28 protein-coding genes are annotated in these 18,142 nt (G+C 29.0%); all 28 read left to right on the top strand.

Features of this window, described 5'->3' with window-relative positions; all coding sequences use genetic code 11:
- The first annotated feature begins 10 nt into the window (after positions 1-10).
- The 28 genes from H8R92_RS07250 to H8R92_RS13600 all read left to right on the top strand — a co-directional run bounded on the left by H8R92_RS07250 (position 11) and on the right by H8R92_RS13600 (position 18,142).
- Positions 11-316 (top strand): hypothetical protein, encoded by a 306-nt coding sequence (locus H8R92_RS07250; RefSeq protein WP_186835099.1) that lies wholly within the window; start codon positions 11-13, stop codon positions 314-316.
- Positions 307-510, top strand: coding sequence for a hypothetical protein (locus H8R92_RS07245; RefSeq protein WP_186835098.1), 204 nt, complete (start codon positions 307-309; stop codon positions 508-510). Before H8R92_RS07250 ends, H8R92_RS07245 begins: the two co-directional genes overlap by 10 nt.
- A gap of 71 nt (positions 511-581) precedes the next feature.
- Positions 582-956 carry a YoqU family phage-derived protein gene (locus H8R92_RS07240; RefSeq protein ID WP_186835097.1) on the top strand — a complete coding sequence of 125 codons (375 nt, stop codon included), beginning with the start codon at positions 582-584 and terminating at the stop codon, positions 954-956.
- 41 nt (positions 957-997) lie between these two features.
- Positions 998-1,381, top strand: a complete 384-nt coding sequence (locus H8R92_RS07235; protein WP_186835096.1) for a hypothetical protein — start codon at positions 998-1,000, stop codon at positions 1,379-1,381.
- Positions 1,382-1,405: 24 nt separating this feature from the next.
- Complete coding sequence (locus tag H8R92_RS07230; RefSeq protein ID WP_186835095.1) at positions 1,406-1,666, top strand: hypothetical protein; 261 nt, start codon at positions 1,406-1,408, stop codon at positions 1,664-1,666.
- Between the two features lie 207 nt (positions 1,667-1,873).
- Positions 1,874-2,929: a nucleoid-associated protein gene (locus H8R92_RS07225; RefSeq protein WP_186835124.1), complete on the top strand. Its 1,056-nt coding sequence runs from the start codon at positions 1,874-1,876 to the stop codon at positions 2,927-2,929.
- Positions 2,930-2,968: 39 nt separating this feature from the next.
- Entirely contained in the window at positions 2,969-3,541 is a 573-nt protein-coding gene (locus H8R92_RS07220) for a 3'-5' exonuclease (protein ID WP_186835094.1), read from the top strand.
- An 8-nt stretch (positions 3,542-3,549) separates the two neighbouring features.
- Positions 3,550-3,789, top strand: a complete 240-nt coding sequence (locus tag H8R92_RS07215) for a DUF370 domain-containing protein (protein WP_186835093.1) — start codon at positions 3,550-3,552, stop codon at positions 3,787-3,789.
- Positions 3,790-4,046: 257 nt separating this feature from the next.
- Positions 4,047-4,400, top strand: a complete 354-nt coding sequence (locus H8R92_RS07210; protein ID WP_186835092.1) for a DNA-binding response regulator — start codon at positions 4,047-4,049, stop codon at positions 4,398-4,400.
- Between the two features lie 159 nt (positions 4,401-4,559).
- Positions 4,560-5,213, top strand: coding sequence for a tyrosine-type recombinase/integrase (locus tag H8R92_RS07205; protein WP_186835091.1), 654 nt, complete (start codon positions 4,560-4,562; stop codon positions 5,211-5,213).
- Positions 5,214-5,490: 277 nt separating this feature from the next.
- A complete protein-coding gene (locus tag H8R92_RS07200) occupies positions 5,491-5,970 on the top strand; it encodes a hypothetical protein (protein WP_330606894.1) in 480 nt (159 codons plus the stop codon).
- Positions 5,970-6,404, top strand: coding sequence for a hypothetical protein (locus tag H8R92_RS07195; RefSeq protein ID WP_186835090.1), 435 nt, complete (start codon positions 5,970-5,972; stop codon positions 6,402-6,404). Before H8R92_RS07200 ends, H8R92_RS07195 begins: the two co-directional genes overlap by 1 nt.
- A 121-nt stretch (positions 6,405-6,525) precedes the next feature.
- A complete protein-coding gene (locus H8R92_RS07190; protein ID WP_186835089.1) occupies positions 6,526-6,996 on the top strand; it encodes a P27 family phage terminase small subunit in 471 nt (156 codons plus the stop codon).
- 2 nt (positions 6,997-6,998) lie between these two features.
- Positions 6,999-8,681, top strand: coding sequence for a terminase large subunit (locus H8R92_RS07185; RefSeq protein WP_186835088.1), 1,683 nt, complete (start codon positions 6,999-7,001; stop codon positions 8,679-8,681).
- A 3-nt stretch (positions 8,682-8,684) separates the two neighbouring features.
- On the top strand, positions 8,685-8,843 hold the full coding sequence (locus H8R92_RS07180) for a hypothetical protein (RefSeq protein ID WP_186835087.1): 159 nt from the start codon (positions 8,685-8,687) through the stop codon (positions 8,841-8,843).
- Positions 8,844-8,854: 11 nt separating this feature from the next.
- A complete protein-coding gene (locus H8R92_RS07175; RefSeq protein WP_186835086.1) occupies positions 8,855-10,078 on the top strand; it encodes a phage portal protein in 1,224 nt (407 codons plus the stop codon).
- Positions 10,053-10,670, top strand: a complete 618-nt coding sequence (locus H8R92_RS07170; RefSeq protein WP_207722813.1) for an HK97 family phage prohead protease — start codon at positions 10,053-10,055, stop codon at positions 10,668-10,670. The genes H8R92_RS07175 and H8R92_RS07170 overlap by 26 nt, the downstream gene beginning before the upstream one ends.
- Positions 10,671-10,705: 35 nt before the next feature.
- Positions 10,706-11,788, top strand: coding sequence for a phage major capsid protein (locus tag H8R92_RS07165; RefSeq protein ID WP_186835084.1), 1,083 nt, complete (start codon positions 10,706-10,708; stop codon positions 11,786-11,788).
- Positions 11,789-11,840: 52 nt separating this feature from the next.
- Positions 11,841-12,113 carry a head-tail connector protein gene (locus H8R92_RS07160; RefSeq protein ID WP_186835083.1) on the top strand — a complete coding sequence of 91 codons (273 nt, stop codon included), beginning with the start codon at positions 11,841-11,843 and terminating at the stop codon, positions 12,111-12,113.
- Between the two features lie 13 nt (positions 12,114-12,126).
- Positions 12,127-12,423: a phage head closure protein gene (locus H8R92_RS07155; protein ID WP_186835082.1), complete on the top strand. Its 297-nt coding sequence runs from the start codon at positions 12,127-12,129 to the stop codon at positions 12,421-12,423.
- On the top strand, positions 12,423-12,860 hold the full coding sequence (locus H8R92_RS07150; protein WP_186835081.1) for an HK97 gp10 family phage protein: 438 nt from the start codon (positions 12,423-12,425) through the stop codon (positions 12,858-12,860). Before H8R92_RS07155 ends, H8R92_RS07150 begins: the two co-directional genes overlap by 1 nt.
- Positions 12,861-12,871: 11 nt before the next feature.
- Positions 12,872-13,261, top strand: a complete 390-nt coding sequence (locus tag H8R92_RS07145; RefSeq protein ID WP_186835080.1) for a hypothetical protein — start codon at positions 12,872-12,874, stop codon at positions 13,259-13,261.
- Between the two features lie 2 nt (positions 13,262-13,263).
- Positions 13,264-13,680 (top strand): phage tail tube protein, encoded by a 417-nt coding sequence (locus H8R92_RS07140; protein WP_186835079.1) that lies wholly within the window; start codon positions 13,264-13,266, stop codon positions 13,678-13,680.
- A 43-nt stretch (positions 13,681-13,723) separates the two neighbouring features.
- Positions 13,724-14,023, top strand: a complete 300-nt coding sequence (locus tag H8R92_RS07135; RefSeq protein WP_186835078.1) for a hypothetical protein — start codon at positions 13,724-13,726, stop codon at positions 14,021-14,023.
- Between the two features lie 41 nt (positions 14,024-14,064).
- Positions 14,065-14,346, top strand: coding sequence for a hypothetical protein (locus H8R92_RS07130; protein WP_186835077.1), 282 nt, complete (start codon positions 14,065-14,067; stop codon positions 14,344-14,346).
- Positions 14,333-16,714: a phage tail tape measure protein gene (locus H8R92_RS07125; protein WP_186835076.1), complete on the top strand. Its 2,382-nt coding sequence runs from the start codon at positions 14,333-14,335 to the stop codon at positions 16,712-16,714. Before H8R92_RS07130 ends, H8R92_RS07125 begins: the two co-directional genes overlap by 14 nt.
- Positions 16,715-17,413, top strand: coding sequence for a phage tail domain-containing protein (locus H8R92_RS07120; RefSeq protein WP_186835075.1), 699 nt, complete (start codon positions 16,715-16,717; stop codon positions 17,411-17,413).
- Positions 17,414-18,142, top strand: a complete 729-nt coding sequence (locus H8R92_RS13600) for a phage tail family protein (protein ID WP_186835074.1) — start codon at positions 17,414-17,416, stop codon at positions 18,140-18,142.

Below are 18,142 nucleotides of genomic sequence, written 5' to 3'. Positions count from 1 at the left end.
AATAAAATAAATGATACATGATAAAAGCATTTGTGAAAAATGCAGATATAACGATATAAGTGGATATAGTAAAGCAAGACATTGTAATAAGTGTTATAACTATGGAGAAAAAATGCTTCCAGCTACATTAACAATAATTCAACATCCAGTTGAAGTTAACTTTGAATGCCCTCATTGCCGTGAGGATATAGAAATTGAGTATTGTATATTTATAGATTTTATCGGAACTAATAACCCAGGAGATTGGGAAGGAAGCATATTAGATTGTCCAAGATGTGAAAAAGAAATTGAAATAGATGAAGTAGAGTGGATTTAATGGTATCAGTATTAGAAACTAAAAAGAAAGCTAAGAAACCTATAAAAAGAAATAAAGAGGTTTTAGAAAGAGATTGTTTGAGTTGTTCAAATTCTTATAGTGAAGAGGGTGAGAATGGTAAGAATGATAGATTGCATTGTTGTGTAAAAGATAAATATGTAAAAGAAGATGAAGTGTGTGAAGAGTATGTATAATTCGTAATTCAAAAAAATGTGTCCAAGTTTGGCACATTCTGAATATATTGCGAAGCAAATGGAGGGGAATTATGAGAAAATCACAAGTAGTTAGAATGAATAAAATCAATGAATTAATCGAAGTTATAGCTAATACAGATAGAAGGTTTTTTTATCACAAAAGTAAAGAGAGTATTGATAAATTCATAGAAGGTAAAACAACAGTATTTTTCTATGATGTTTATTTAGATAAAAAAATAAGCTTAACATATAAAAATAGACATAATTTTAGTCATGGTGGCACTCTTTGGGGATTAGTTAATGATTTTAAAGAGTGGATAATAACTGGAAAGCCTTCAAATGGTTTAAATGGATATGGCGGAGTTTATTGTCATCATTGGGGATATAGCAAAGAAGGTCAATTAAAAGTTATAGAAAAAGCAAAAGAAATTGGATTTATAAAATAGTTCGCAATTCAAATATATTACAAGTTAAATAGAGGTGAATTATGGAAATTAATTTAGGAGATGAAGTTCAGAGCAAAATAATTGGTGCAATTGGTAAGGTTATAGAAATAAGCGAAGATAGAGATATTAAAGTTTTAGAGAAAAATGGTTTCATAAGTATTTTTAGTTCTGAAAATGCTTTAATAAAAAAGGAAAGATTAAGTATGAGTATAGTTGAACAAGTTGAAAAATTAGTAGAGGATATGAAACAATTATTGGAGGATATAAACACTTCAGATGTTGATGTAATAGATTTAGACCAATTAAAAGACTTGAGTAAATTCTGTGAAGGATATGCTTGTGATATAAGAGAAATTATTTTAGGTTTTAAAGAAATATATGATAATTCAAATAAAATGTGTCCAAGTTTGGCACATTCTGATTAAAATACGAAGCAAATGGAGATTCAAATGGAGATAGAAATAATAAGTTCAACAGGAATTGAATGGTATAAGGATTGTATCGGTAAAAGATTTAAAGTTCAATCAGAAAGCCGAAAAGGTGGTAGAGGTAAGTATGTTGTAAGACTTGAAAAAGAAGATAGAGTTTTAATGAATTGGCATATGTATGGTTGGGTTGATAAGAAACATTGCAAAGAAGTAAAACCAATTGTATATGAGTTTATTTCAGGAGAAAATTATGATTACTTAGTCCCAATTAAGGGACAGTGATTTACATTCATTACTAGTGTGAAATAGATAAAAGAATAAAACAATAAAGAATGAGCAGTTATTGAAATATTGTCTTAAGTGTTCATTATCATATAAAAATCAATATCAATATTAGAGAGCTTAAAAAATAAAATTAGGAGAAAAAATATGATATATGAGTCAAATAAAACTAAAAAGAAAAATGGATTTGAGTATAAGGAGCAAAGAATGGCAATAGATACAGGGGATAGAGTTAATGACATTAACATACAAGATGCGGTAATTCATGTGCTAGATAGAAATGCGGAAGAACCAGTATTAAATGAATTTACTTTAGAATTAACAGAAGATACTTATAAATTCTTATATAAGCATATAGAAAAAATATTTAAAAGTGATGATCTAGTTCCAGCAGTTTTTAATCTAGACAAAAATATAGTTAAAGAAGTAGTTCAAGATTATTTAAATAACAGAATAAATGGAGATATAATTGAAGTATCAAAGGAATTAGCAATCCAATTATTTTGTATTATGAAGGGAAATGTAAATATTACAAGTTGTGATCTTATAGTTGCAACAATAATAACAGACCAAGGGCCTATGATTGGAATACTTAAGCTAGATTATGTTAATAGTTTTACTCACCAAGTAGATTTTATAGATAATAAAATTGAAGTAGGGCTTATAAAACATAACGCAGCTTTACCAGGCAGTAGTCAAAGAATAAAAAAAGCAGCATTTATAAAACCTGTAAGAGAAGGACAAAAATTTGATTTATGGGTAATGGATAATGAAAAAGTGAGAAAAGTTGATGATGAATATAGTGCTAATTATTTTATGAATAGTTTTTTAAATTGTAGTGAAATATTAGATAGCAGAACCGAAACTAAAAAGTTTATGAAATTTGTTGAAAATTGGACAAGACATAATATAACTGAAAATGCAGAAAAAGCTGAATGTATAAGAAGTGTAGTTAAAGATCAACTTTTAAAAGATAGTATAAACATTGAGGAATTAGCTGATAAATTATTTAGAGATGAACCACAGAAAAAACAAGACTTTGAAACATTCATCAAATTTAATGGATTTGGTGAAGAAATAAAACTAGACAAGCAATTTGTTAAAAAGAAACTTAAGAGAACAAGATTAAAAATTGACAATGATATAGATTTATATATTAATCAAGAAGCATATAAAGATCCTAGTAGGTTTCAAATTAAAAGAAATGGAGATGGTAGTATTGATATGATAATTAAGCATGTATTTAATTATATAGAAAAATAATAAAATTATTAAAATTTGAAGTAGAGAGAGGGAATAAAAATGGAGTTAAGAAATAGAAATTTTATATTAATTGATACAGAAACAACAGGATTTGATGAAAAAAAGCATCAGATTTTAGAAGTTGGAATTTTAGTTATTAAAGATTTAAAAGTTATAGATCAATTTGAAGTAAAAATAAAGCATAGAGAGTACACTATAACAGCTAAAGCTATGGAAGTTAATAATATCAATATAGTTGAACATGAGAAAGAAGCATTATTTGAAAAAGAAGCAGCAGAAAGAATGTTAGAGTTTTTAAATAAGCATAAAAGTGAAGATGATGAAGGATATATTGTTATTGGTCAAAATGTAGCATTTGATATTAAGTTTTTAGAAGAAATGTTCTTACGAACATATAAGATAAAAGAATATAGACAAGTTATTAGTTATAGAAATTTAGATATAATGCAATTAGCTATGATAAAGAATATGGAAAGAAAGATAAGTTTAGAAAAGCAGGACTTAGACAGTATTTTAAAAGAATTAAATATAGAAGCACCTGAAAAGCGTCATAGAGCATTGATAGATTGTTACTTAGAATTTAAAGCTATGTGTAAATTACTGAATATGTAGGTGATAATATGGCTAAGTTAGTTAGTTTAGGATATGATAATAATGTAAATGCAGATAAGATTATAGCAATTGTTAGTTCAAGTGCATCACCTTCTAAAAGAGCAGTAAAAAATGCAAAGGAAAAAGATATGTTAGTTGATGCGACAAATGGGAATAAGACATCAGCAGTAATAGTAATGGAAAGTGGACATGTTATTACAAGTGCTTTAAAAGCAGAAACTATAAGAAAAAGAGTATCAGAGTTTTAAAAAGTGAGAAAAAGATAGAAAAGTACATAGAAAAATACAATTAAACTTAAAAATAATAAAAATAGCACTTAAATTTAAGAAAGTTTGACAAAAAACCTAAATAAATTAAGGTGCTATTTTTTTGCAAGTATATTAAGATATTTATATACAAATCAGAAATAATGTAAAGTTTGTAGGTATATTACTTATTAAAATTTTAAAATGTCCACTTTGAATGGGTTGGGGTAAACTATATAATTTTTTAAGGAGAAATAGAAATGAACAAAGATTTAGTAGGACAATTATATTTAAATGGACTAAATGCGAGAGAAATTGCAGAACAGTTAAATGTAAATAAATCAGCAGTAAATAAGTGCATACAAAGAAATTTTAAAGAGTTTAAATCTATTCACTTAAAAAATAGAAAACATCTAAAATTTTATGAAAATGAAGTAAGAAAAATAACAAAATATGAAAGTAAGCAGTATATGAGTGATAAAACTTTTATATTAAAGAATAGATCACTTTATGAAACTAAAAAAGATGGAGATATAGTCTTAAAAAAGGATATAGGATGTGTACTTCCTTGGGATGTACCAAGAAGATTGACAAATGAATTTAAGAGTTGTTAGAAATAACAGCTCTTTTATTATTAATATTTAAAATGGAGGTATAGCAATGAGCATTGGGAGAATTATAAAAGAAAATTTGACAGAGAAAGATATTAAGAAATTAATGCGTCATTCATCATATAGAAGAAGTAGTCGAGGAGCTATTAAACAGGTGAGGTAATGTTGAAAGAAAAAATAAGAGAATGGGAAAAAGGTTCTGCAAATCCTATTCCAGATTCTAAATATGAAAGGTATAAGGAAAAATTAGTTGAATTAAGTAAAGAATATCATGAAAGAAACTTAATGTTATTTTTACTTGCTAGAGCAACAGGATATAGAATGCAAGATATAATAACATTAACAATTGGAGAAATAAAAGATGCATTAGACAAAGGCTACTTTGAGATTCAAGAGCAAAAACAATATAAGCAATGGCAAAGTGAAGTTGCTAAAAATCCTAACAGAAGAAAACCAAAGAAGCGAGTTGCTGAAATTGGACCAGCTTTAGAAAAACATTTAAGACAATACGTTAAGAGTAAGAAAAGGTCAGATTTTGCATTTCCTAGTAGAAAAGGGAAAGGCAATGAAGCTTTAACACAGAAATCCTTTAGCGATAAGTTAAAAGAAGTTGGAGAAGCTATTGGATTAGAGCATATAACAGGACATAGTCCAAGAAAAACATATGCTACTAAAATATATTCTGAAACTAATGGAAATTTAGAAGCAGTAAGAATAGCACTTGGACATAAGAGTATAGAGGAAACTAAAAGATATTTAGGATTAAAAGAACAAATGGCAAAAGATGCTGCAAGAATAGCTGATACAGGAATATAAGATTAAATTACTGTTTAGAGGTTAAATCAGTAAAAAAAGAAATGGTACTTATTTAAGTGATAAATAAAAAATTATTACTAATATATGTGATTTAAAAAAGATATCCGTAATCGTCACCTATATTACTGATTTAATAAAAATAGAAAAAACTTTGTGAAGTAAGTAAAATCAAGGCTTTACAAAGGTTTTTTATTTTTATTTAAAATATTAAAAATGAAGGCTTAAAAAAATAAATGGACTTGAAAAGTCAAAAGTCCATAAAAAAAGAGGTGATTATGTGGGAAGAAAAAATATTGATGAAGAGTTAGAAAGCCAGCTACCCTTGATTATATCTATGATTAAGCAGGGTTGCAAAGACAAAGAAATATATGAAAAGCTAGGTATTTCTAAGTCAACTTGGAGTGCAAAGAAGTCCAAAAATAAAAAAATACGTGATGCAATAGATGAAGCAACTGATGAAAGAAATTCAGAAGTTGAAGAAGCATTATTTAAAAACTGCAAAGGCTATCATTATTATGAGGAAGTGGCTTTTAAATGTAAAAAAGAAATTCCACAACCAGATGGAAGTGTAATAGTTGAGGAAGAAGTTGAAGTAAAGAATGTAAAAAAATATAGTAAGCCAGATTTGGCAGCACAGAAGTATTGGCTTAATAATAAGAAAAAAGCATTCTGGAAAGATGATCCTCATAAAGTTGCTCAAGGTAATAAGAGTTTAAAACTCAAAGAAAAAGAAATGGAAAGTAAGGTTATTATTTAATGTTATATAAACGCTGTAGTTCATGTGGTAAAAGAATACCTAATAATGCAACTTGTAAATGCCAAATAGATAATATAAGGCAGAGATATAAGGAATATAAAGCTTCTAGAAGTGATAAGGAGCAGCAGGAATTTTACAGAAGCAAAGCATGGATAAAGTGCAAGGAGTATAGAATAGCAGAGCTGTTAAACATAGATTGGTATGAGTATTATGTAAATAATAATTTAGTGCAAGGATATACGTTGCATCATATTGAAGAATTAAAAGAGTGCAATGAAAGAGCATTAGATAATAGTAATTTAATATATTTAACTCAAAGCAATCATAAAAAGATTCACATAGAGTATTTAAAATCAACTAAAAATAAAATAAAAACTCAAGCAATATTATATAGTTGCTTAGAAAAAGCTAAAAAAGAGTTTGGGATTGGATAGATATATAGGGGGGAGGTATAAAACAAATTTTAGACACTCTAGAATGTCCTCTGTGCTATACCAGTAAAAAAAATATCCCAAAATGAAAGTTTTAAGATTTGATTAGGAGGTAATTTGAAAAATGGCAAGACCATGTAAAAGTATCGAAGGTCAAAGTAGACATAATTCAAAAGAAGAAATTGAAAAAAGAAAAGAAACTGAAAGCAGATTAAAAGGACTGGCTGATAAAATAGAATTTCCTCCAGATTATTTAACTGAGGATCAGAAGAAAATATACATAGATATATTTAAAGAATTAGAAGCAAGTCAGATTTTAAGTAATTTAGATGTATATATTCTTACTTCATGCAGTATTGCAATAGACAGGCTTCAGTATATAGAAAAAATAATAAATAAGAATCCTAAAGCAATAATGAATAAGGAACTTATGAGTGCTAAAGATAAATACAATAAGGAATTTTATAGATGCTGCAATGAACTTTCATTATCTCCACAGAGTAGGGCAAAATTCGGAAGTTTATCATTAAAAGCTAAAGATGAAAGTGAAGATGAAGTGTTAAAGGCACTTTTAGATGATGAGGACGAAGAATAAATATGGTTTTATTAGAAAAGGCATTAAAGTACTGTAGAGATGTCATTGAAGGTAGGGAAATAACCACAGATGAAGTTAAAATGCAGTGTAGGATTTTCATAGATGATTACGAGAAAAATCAATATTTAGATGATTTTGAATTCTGCTTTAGTGAAAAGAAATTAAAAAAGATAAATAATTTATTAAAGCTTTTTAATTATGCTACTGGGTTTATAGCAGGAAAACAGGTTTTAGAAGGTTTGGAAGGATTCCAGGCCTTTTTTTTAACTGCTATCTTTGGCTGGAGATATAAAAATAACAAGAAAAAGTTCAGGTATAGAGATGTAGTTTTATTTATACCTAGAAAAAATGCTAAAACATTTATAATTGCTTTAGTTTTATTATTACTTATGCTTACAGAGCAAGCATTTAGTGAGTTTTATTCTATATGTATAGATAGAGATCTAGCAAAGGAAGTAAGAAAAGCTATGGCCCAGCTTATAGAAGCAAGCCCAGCAATAAAGAAACATTTTTTTGTATCAGAAAGTGAAATAGGAGTTATTAAATGCAAAATAACAAATAGTTTCTATTATCCAAGAACTGCAAAAGCTAATAAGAACAACTCTATTAGACCTGCGGCAGTATGTTGTGATGAAGTTGGAGCATTTACTGATAACAAGAATATTCAAGCTATGAGAAAAGGACAGTTATCAGTATTAAATCCTATAATGTTTAAAATTACTACAGCTTATGCCGAAAGTAATTCTATTATGCCAGAGGAATTGGAATATGATAGAGCTGTACTTGAAGGGACTATAGAAAATAAAAGGCTTTTCTGTCTGCTTTATTACTGTTCAAAAGAGGAAGTATGGACTGAAGAAGGACTATATAAAGCAAATCCTTTAAGAGTTGAAGAAAATTATGATGAAATAAGACAGGATAGAGAAACGGCAAAAATAAAAATAAGTGAGCAGGAAGAACTTTTCACAAAGAATTTTAATATTTTCTTAGAAAGTAACGAAATTAATAAATATATAAATATTGACTACTGGAAGAAATGTAGAGTTGATAAAGTTGACTTTAAAGGTAAAGATGTTGTTATTGGAGTAGATTTATCAGTAACAACAGATTTAACTGCAGTATCTATAATGTATGTTGAAGATGGAATAGTATATTGTAAATCTCATGGTTTCCTTCCAGAAATGAGTTTAGCTGATAGAAGAGAAAATATTAATTATAGGGATTATGCAAAGAAAAATTACTGTGATTTACATGAAGGAATGACTGTAAATTATACAAAAGTTGAGGAATACATAAGAAATATTGAAACTGAATATGAGTGCAATATTAAAGCTATAGTAACAGATCCTATGAATGCAAAAGAAATGATGGAAAGGTTAGCTGAAGATTATGATGTAATTTTACTAAAGCAGACATATACAAATTTAAGTCCAGCAACTAAAGAATTTAGAAAGAAAATCTATGATGATGAAGTAAGATATGAGAAAAATGAATTATTAGATTGGAATATGAAAAATGCAATTACCAACAAAGGTAAATCTGATGATGAAATGTTAGCAAAAGAGGATAAAAATAAACAAAGAATAGATATGGTTGCAGTTTTAATATTTGCATTTACAGAGTTTGTATTACCAAGCGAAGATTATGATGCAGTTGCTGCATTAGATGCAATGGATTGGGGGTAGGTTATGAAGAAATGGGTTAATAAAAACTTAGTAGATATATTAATATTTATAGCATTAACTATACTTATTAGCACAACAATATCCCTTAATATCTATATTGGATTATACTTGCTATCCTTTGTATTGTTTGGGATAGCAATAATAATAGCTAGATATAGATAGGAGGTGATAATATGTTTGAAAAAATCTTTGAAAAGAGAAGTGCAGTAGGTGAAAATCCATTTGACTGGACTGCTTGGATTAAAGGAGAAGATAGTGATATTGGAAATAATGATAGTGCATACTCAAAATGCATTAATCTTTATGCTGATAATATTGCTAAACTGCCAATAGTAACAAAAGTAAAAACAGAAAAAGGAGATATAGATGCTGAAGACTTTTATCTTTATGAATTATTAAGATTAAGACCAAATGAAAATATGAATGCATTTGAAACTATAAAAGCATTAATAATGATGACTAAACACTATGGAGCAGCAGGGCTATATATTGATTATAATGACAAAGGATTAGTTAAAGCACTTTATCCAGTTAGAATTAATCAGTTTATAGTTGATAATGCTGGGCTTATTAAATCCAACAAAACAAATAAAGTTTTAGTAGATTTTACATGTGGAGATGTAAGTGGCAGTTGTTTTGATAAAGATATTATTATTTTAAGAGATAATTCTATTGATGGAATCAAATTCAAAGCAACTAAATCTTATATAAAAGATAGTATTGAAACTAATGTAAAAGCTCAAAAGTATCAGGCAGATTTATTCTCTAATGGATTAACTAATAAAGCAGTAGTTCAATTAACATCTGATATAAAAGATGATAAAGAATTAAAAAAGGTACAGGAAAAATTCAACAGGCTATATAGTGCTAAAGGAAGAGTTTTTACAGTCCCAGCAGGATTTAATATAAGCCCTTTAAATTTATCATTAGCAGATAGTCAGTTTGCAGAATTGAAAGTAATTGGCAAAAAAGATATAACAAGTGCAGTTGGTGTTCCTTATTCACTTATAGAGAAAGGTTCATTAAGTGAAGAAGAAAATATTGCTTTTTTAAGTAATGCAATTATTCCATTTATAACTGCATTAGAGCAGGAGATGGATTGGAAACTTCTAACTGAAAGGGATAGAAAAAAAGGATACAAGATAAGATTTAATGTTAATGCAATGCTTAGAACCAGTCCAGAAAAGCAAAGTATTATATTAGATAGATATGTAAAAGATGGTATTTATACAATTAATGATTGTAAAAGAATACTAGGAGTACCACTTGTAGAAGGTGGAGATGTTGTTACCTTACCAGCTGGACAAATTACACTTGAAAATCTTATTGCAGGAAATGCTACATGGCAAAAAGATACTGTGAAAGGAGGTGATGAAAGTGAAGAAGGAGATAATTAAAGTAAATACTACTTTTGAAGTTAGAAGTATTGGAGAAGGCGAAGAAAAACAAACACATCTACAAGGATATGCACTAACATTTGATAGTTTAAGTGAAGATTTAGGATGCTTTAGGGAAATAATAAGGAAAGGTGCCTTAGATAACTGTATTATGGATAATGTGGTATTAAATATTAATCATGATATGGATAAGCCACTTGCTAGAAATAATAAATTTGAGGGCATTGGAGCATTAACCTTAACTGTAGATGAAAAAGGATTATTCTTTGATGCAGTGCCAACAGATACTTCATATTCTAGAGATTTAATAACTAATATGAGTGTTGGATTGATAGATAAGTGTAGCTTTGCATTTGCTTTAGATTGGAGCGATAACGAAGCCCAAACATGGGATTGGGATAATGGAAAAAGAGGATATGATTTAAGAACAATTAATAAGATTAAAGAAATATTTGATGTATCTATTGTAACTAACCCAGCATATGAAAGTACAAGTTGTACAAGTTATAAGAGGGCTAAAGAGGATTTAGAAAATGAAAAAAACAATGAATTAAGAAAGCAAAGACTTAAATTAGAGTTAGATTTAATTTAAGTCTTTTAATTTGCGTTAAATTGGAGGAAATTTAAATGAAAATTAAAGAATTAAGACAATTATTAGCAGAAAAGAAACAAGAAGCTAGAGGATTATTAAATACTGATTTAGCAAAGGCTGAAGAGGTTACAAAAGAAGTAAGAGAAATTCAAAGAAAAATTGAATTAGCTGAAGAACTTGAAGAACAAGAACAAAGAGATTTAGAAAAGCAAAAAGATACTGAAAGAAGAGGTAAAGAAGATATGCCAGTAAATGAAATGAGAGCAATAACAAAAAGTATAATGCGCAAAGAATTATCAAAAGAAGAAAGAGCAGCAGTTAAAACTAGCGATAATGCTGCAGTATTACCAAAGCAATTCATTAATGAATTAGAAGAAATCAAAAAAGGCTATGGATCATTAAAAGAATATTGTGATGTTAAAAAGGTTACAAAAAATGAAGGTTCTATACCGGTTGTTGATTATGATCAAAATAATTTATCTGATATTACAGAAGGTAGTAATATAGTAGATGGTACTTTAGTAACTACTGAATTACCTTATAAATGTGCTAAAGTTGGTTTAATTCAAACATTATCTTCTGAATTAGTTGAGGATGCAGAAGTTGAAATAGAAGATATTGCTAAAACTAATTTTACAGAAATTGCAGTAGCTAAAGAAAATAAAAAGATATTAGATGTTATAAACACTAACGCTGAAGAAGTTGAAGCGACTGATTATACTGCATTAGAAGATGTAATGGCTAAAGCTGTGCCAGCTGTAAAGAAAGGTTTAATCACACTATGCAACGTGGAAGGATATGCACATTTAAAGAATATGAAAGATAAGCAAGGCAGAAACTTAAACCTTATTACAACTATTGGTGATAAAGAATACTTTAATGGAAAAGAAATAGCAACTTTTGATAACGAATTACTTGAATCATCTGAAGAAAATAAGAAAATATTCTTCTCTTTAAACATGAAAGAAGCTGTTAAATTCATAGTCAGAAAAGGTGTTACAGTGGCAAGAAGTGTTGAAGCTGGATTTAATGATGACACTATTAAATTAAGAGTTTTAGAAAGAATTGATGTTATTAAAGGCTCAAAGAGATCAATAAAGAAAATAGAATTAGCTTAATAGGTAAGGGATTAATTTCCCTTTCCTTAATTTTTATAGAAAGGGTGATTATATGACTTTAGATAAGGTTAAGCAGCATTTAAGAATTGATTTTGATGAAGATAATGATTACTTATCAGATTTAATAGAAGTTAGTGATATATATATTGAATCATGTGTAGGAGAAGGTTATAAAAACAATGAAAAAGCTATTAAATTAGCTGATTTAGTACAGCTTAAATTAATACAGGATATGTATGATAATAGAGGGACATTTATTTCTAATAACACAAAAAAAGATATTATAGTAACTACAATATTAGATAAATTAAGCAATTTTAGTTAAGGGAGGAATGAAAATGAATCCAGGTCAACTAAGACATAGAATTACTTTTCAAATTCAAGATTTAGAAACAGAAGAATGGAGCAATTCATTTACTACTTGGGCTAATATAAATCCCATATCAGGAAAAGAATATTATCAAGCGGAAACTATAAATAGTGATTTAACACATAAAATCAGATTAAGATACAGAAAAGGAATTACATCAGATATGCGGATTTTGTACAATGAAAGAATTTTCTATATTATATCTGTTATAAATGAATATGAAAGAAATTCTTTTTTACAATTAATGTGTAGGGAGTTAATGTGATGAGCCACATTACAATAGAAGGGCTTGATGAAGCTATTGAAATGATAAAAAAAGTAGGTGAATTACCTCAAAAATGTGTTAATAGAGCTGCTAAAAAAGGTATACAAATAGCAAAGCAAGATGCTAAAAATGGTCGCTGGGTAGACCAAACAGGATATCTTAGAAAAGCTATTAAAGAAAAAGCAGAAAAAACTAAGATAAAAGCCAAAAAGGTTTATGATTTATGGCCAGATCCTAACTATAATGATGTGTTTGTTAAAATTTCGAAGAATGGTAAAAGGGCATATTATCCAGCAAGTGTTGAATATGGATTTAAAACTAAAAGCGGTGGTTATTCACCTGGTTTTAAAACATTATATAATTCAGTAACAGATAATAAAAATAGAATTGAAAAAGTAATCATTAATACACTTACTGATGAAATTGATAAATTGTAAGAGGTAGTAATATGACTTTTGATAAAGCATTAAGATTAAAATTAAAAAAAATAAAAGAGCTTAATAATAAAGTTTATCCTGTTATAGCTCCTGAAGGTGTTAGGCCACCATTTTTAGTTTACAGAAAAAGTAGAAGTAAACTATCAAAGGATTTATCAGGAATAATTAATGACATTGAATCAACATATGAATTAGTTTTAATTGCTGATGATTACAGTAATCTTGATTTAATAAGTGAATTATTAAAAAGGAAATTAACAGGGTTACTATTTAAAAGGCTAGGCGAAACTGGTCCTAGAATAGAAAACTTAGATTTAGAAGAGTTAGGACAAGAATATATTTATCAACCTAACGCATATAAAAGCAGTTTACTATTAACTGTTAACTATAAGGAGGAATAATAATGGCAACTAAAGGTATAGGTACTAAATTTAATATTGTAAAAGATGATGTTAAAAAAGCTGTTGCAGAATTAACTGAAATAGGAGGAATGGAATTATCAGCTGATACTATTGAAGTTACAACTCTTGATTCCAAAGATGGATACAGAGAGTTTATGCAAGGTTTAAAAGATGCTGGTGAAGTATCTTTAACAGGTTTCTTCAATCCAACAGAAGAAAAAGGACAAAAAGAATTATATGATCTATTTGAATCGGGAGAATTATCAAAATTTGAAATTCAGTTCCCTGAATCATTAGGCGCAAAATGGGAATTTGCTGGAGTTGTAACATCAATAACAACATCTGCTCCACTTGAAGATAATATTCCATTTGAAGCAGCTATAAAAGTAAGTGGTAAACCATCACTTACAATTTCTTAAGACTAGCATAATTGCTAGTCTTTTTATTTAAGGAGGTATAAATATGATTTTTACAACAGTTAAACTAGATAAAGCAAGGAATATTGTATTAGGTTTTAAAGCTATGCAAGAATTTAAAAATATTACTGGAAATAGCTTAACAAAAATTGATTTTGAAAGTGAAGATTTAGAGGTTGAGGAAATTGTTCCAGTTATATTTTATGCTGGGTTAAAACATGAAGATAACTCATTAACATTAGAGAAAACAACAGAATTACTAGATGAACATCTAGGAATTAAAGGGGCAATAGAATTAATACCTCAAATAATGCAAGATGCTTTTGGGGTTCAAGAAAAAAAGTAGATAGCAGTAGCTCTACTCAAGAGTTTTCTATAGAAAACTGTATGAAGATTGCTATTAGAATAGGAATTCCATTGAAAGATTTTTGGAACATGACACCTTATGAATTATTTGTATCAATAGAGGTATTTGAAGACAAGGAAAAGGAACGTTCAAAAGAATTGATAGTGCAAGCATACTATACTGCAGCATTATCAAGAATGAAGAAGATCCCCAAACTTAAAGATTTACTTAAAGAAAAGAAAAAGCAAACACCTAAAGAAATGTTAGAGGCAGTTAAAAGATTAAATGCAATGATGGGAGGTGAAGTTATTGGCGATAATTAGAAATCTCTTAGTAAGAGCAGGAGCCGACTTTTCCGAATTGCAAAAGGAAATGCAAAATGCACAGAAGTTTATGAAATCTGCTGGTAAGGAAATAACCTCTATAGGAAAGACACTTACACTCGGTATAACTACCACTTTACTTGGCTTAGGGACTGCAGCAGTTAGTGTTAGTGCGAATTTTCAGGAAAGCATTAGCAAAGTTGCAGCTATAAGTGGCGCAACTGGTGATGATTTAGAAAGATTGACTGAAAAAGCTAAAGAGATGGGGGCAACTACTAAATATAGTGCATCTGAATCAGCTGAAGCATTTCAATACATGGCCATGGCTGGATGGAAAACAGAAGATATGTTAGATGGTATAAGTGGTATTATGAATCTTGCAGCTGCTTCAGGTGAGGAGTTGGCTACAGTAAGTGATATTTGCACAGATGCCTTAACTGCTTTTGGAATGTCTGCTTCAGATAGTGGAAGATTTGCTGACATATTAGCTTCAGCATCATCAAATGCTAATACAAATGTATCTATGCTAGGAGAATCATTTAAATATGTAGCTCCTTTATGTGGTTCGATGGGATATTCTGCAGAAGATACTTCTATAGCACTTTCCCTAATGGCAAATGCAGGTATTAAAGGAAGCCAATCAGGGACTTCTTTAAAAACTGCACTAACAAATATGTTATCACCAACATCTTCAATGGCTTCAGTAATGGAAGAGTATAGTTTATCATTAACTAATGCTGATGGCTCAATGAAGTCATTAAAAGAAGTAATGGATATGTTGAGAGAAAAAATGGGTGGGTTAGATGAAGTTACTCAAGGGGCCGCTGCTTCTACTTTGTTTGGTAAAGAAGCGTTAGCTGGAATGTTATCAATTATAAATGCTAGTGATTCAGATTATGATAAATTAACACAAGCTATATATAATTGTGATGGAACAGCTAAAACAATGGCAGATACAATGCAGGATAATTTAAATGGAAAGTTAACACAATTAAAATCAGCACTTGAAGGAGTTGCAATATCATTTGGTGAAGTATTAATACCTATGTTAATGAAAGCTGTAGAAAAGATTACAAATGTTGTTCAAAAGTTTGCTAATTTAGATGAAGAAACAAGAAAGTTAATTTTGATTATTGGAGCAATAGCAGCTTCAATTGGGCCATTGTTATTAGTTATAGGTAAGTTAATTACTACTGGTTCTAAAATTGCCGGTTGGGGGAAAGGTGTAGCTGCAGCAATGAAAGGCGTAATGGCTGGAACTAAAGGAATTGGAGCAGTAATGACTGCTGTGTTTGGTCCAGGAGGAGTTATTATAGCTGTTATAGCTGGAATAGCAGCATTAGTTGCAGGGTTTATATACTTATGGAATACAAATGAAGATTTTAAAAATTTCTTTATTAATACATGGAATGCAATAGTTGAATTCATGGCACCTATATTAGAATACTTAAAAACTGTAATAGTTCAATGCTGGGTTGATATAACAACAATGTTACAACCTTATATAGATGGGATAAAAACATTCATAGTTGAAGCATGGAATTTTATATTAACAACTATAGTTCCTATATTAAATAATATCTGGAGTGCAATTGTAACTGCATGGCAGTATGTATGGGATACATTACAGCCTATATTAGCAGGACTAAAAGAAACTATTTCTGTTGCATGGGATTTTATTTTAAGCGTAATATCTATCGCATTAGAAAAGATATCTACTGTAGTTTCAGCTGGATTTGCTATAGTAAAAGAAATATTCACTGCTGTAACTACTGCTATTAAATTTATATGGAATAATTTCGGTGATTTAATAGTTAGTAAAATTAAAAATGTATGGGATACTGTAACTGGAGTTGTTAAAGGAGCATCACAAGTATTACAAGGTATCTTTCAAACGCTTACTGGATTACTTACAGGCAACTGGGAAAAATGCTGGCAAGGTATTAGTAATATAGTATCTGGAGTATGGCAAGGTATAACAAGTTTTGTTAAAGGCGGAATCAATGCAATAATAAGTTCAATTAATATGTTCATAAGAGGTATAAATAAAATTAAAGTTCCCGATTTTGTACCTGGTTTAGGAGGTAAAGGGTTTAATATCTCTGAAATTCCAATGTTGGCTAAGGGTACCGACTATTTCCAAGGTGGACTTGCTATAGTAGGGGAACAAGGGCCTGAATTAGTATCTATGCCTCGTGGTTCACAGGTTACACCAAATAAAGAAACAGAAAATATACTTTCTAATGGTGGTACTTTCATATTACAAACTGTACTAGATGGTAAAGTTGTAGCTGAAACAATTGCACCTTATACCGACATTGTTGGAGGGAATAGATTGAGTTTAAGTAAAAGAGGAGTACTCGTATAAATGTTAGGAATAATTAAAAATAATAAACATAGTTATGGTGACTTTGGTATAAAGATACTCTCTAGAACTATAAGCAATCCAACAAAAAGAAAAATTAAAGAAACCATTCCTTTCATGAATGGTTCTTATGATTTTTCTTTATTATATGGAGAACAATCATATGACGAGAGAGAATTAAGTTATACGTTTAGCTTACCTAAAATGGATAAAATTAAATTAAATATGTTGAAAATTAAAATAATTAATTGGTTGAATGAAGGTTTACAAGAACCTTTATATGATGATCAAATTCCTGGATTTTATTTTTTAGCAGAATGCACAGGAATAGAATATGATGAAAGTTATTACAATTATGCTCAATTAACAGCTAATTTCATTGCATATCCATTTAAAATATCAGATTTTCAAGATGGTCATGATATTTGGGATGATTTCAACTTTGAATTAGATATGGTGCAAGACACAATATTTGAAGTCAATGGAACTAAAGATATAACATTATATAATAATGGAGCTATTGGAATAAATCCAACTGTTATATGTAGCAATAATATTGAAGTCACTAAAGGTAATTCTGTTTATAAATTTAAACAAGGAGAATCTAAAGCATGGGCTTTTAAACTTGATAAAGGAATAAATACATTAACTCTAAAAGGAACTGGCACGATTGAATTTAAATGGTGTAAGGAGGTGCTTTAGGTGTATGAAGTTAAATTAATAAATAATGATGATGAAATAATTATTAATGCGGTAAGTACAAGTAATGAAGCACCTCGCATAACAGGACAATGTAAATTTGGCATAAATACTATAGATAGCTTTAATTTCTCTATATTACCTAATAATAGTGGATTTAACTATATTCAAAATTTAAAGACATTAGTAGAAGTTAAAAACACTAAAGCAAACATAATTGAATTCAAAGGTAGAGTTCTTCTTTCAACACCTAAGATGAGTTCATCAGGCTTATTCAGTAAAAATGTTGTGTGCGAAAGTGAACTAGGTTACTTAATGGATTCTATTCAAACATATGGAGAGTATCATAATATTTCAGTTCGAGGATTCCTAGAATTAATAATCAATAATCATAACTCCCAAGTTTCAGAAGATAAACAGTTTACAGTTGGGGTTGTAGATGTAATTGATAATAATGATAGCTTATACAGATATTTAGGTTATGATAAGACTTTTGATACTATAAAAGAAAAATTGATTGATAGGCTTGGTGGAGAGTTAAGAGTAAGATACGAAGATGACAGAAGATACTTAGATTATGTCCAAGCAATTGGAGAATTAAAAGAAACTGAAATTGTATTAAGTAAAAATTTAATTACTTTAGAGCAAGAACGAGATCCAAGCGAAATAATTACAAGGTTAATTCCTTTAGGGGAAAAGTTAGAGGATAGCGAAGCAAGATTAACTATATAA

Source organism: Clostridium lentum, assembly GCF_014287815.1.
Lineage (GTDB): Bacteria > Bacillota > Clostridia > Clostridiales > Clostridiaceae > Clostridium > Clostridium lentum.
The sequence above is the reverse complement of the archived record's forward strand: the minus strand, read 5'-3'. Positions and strand labels throughout refer to the sequence as shown.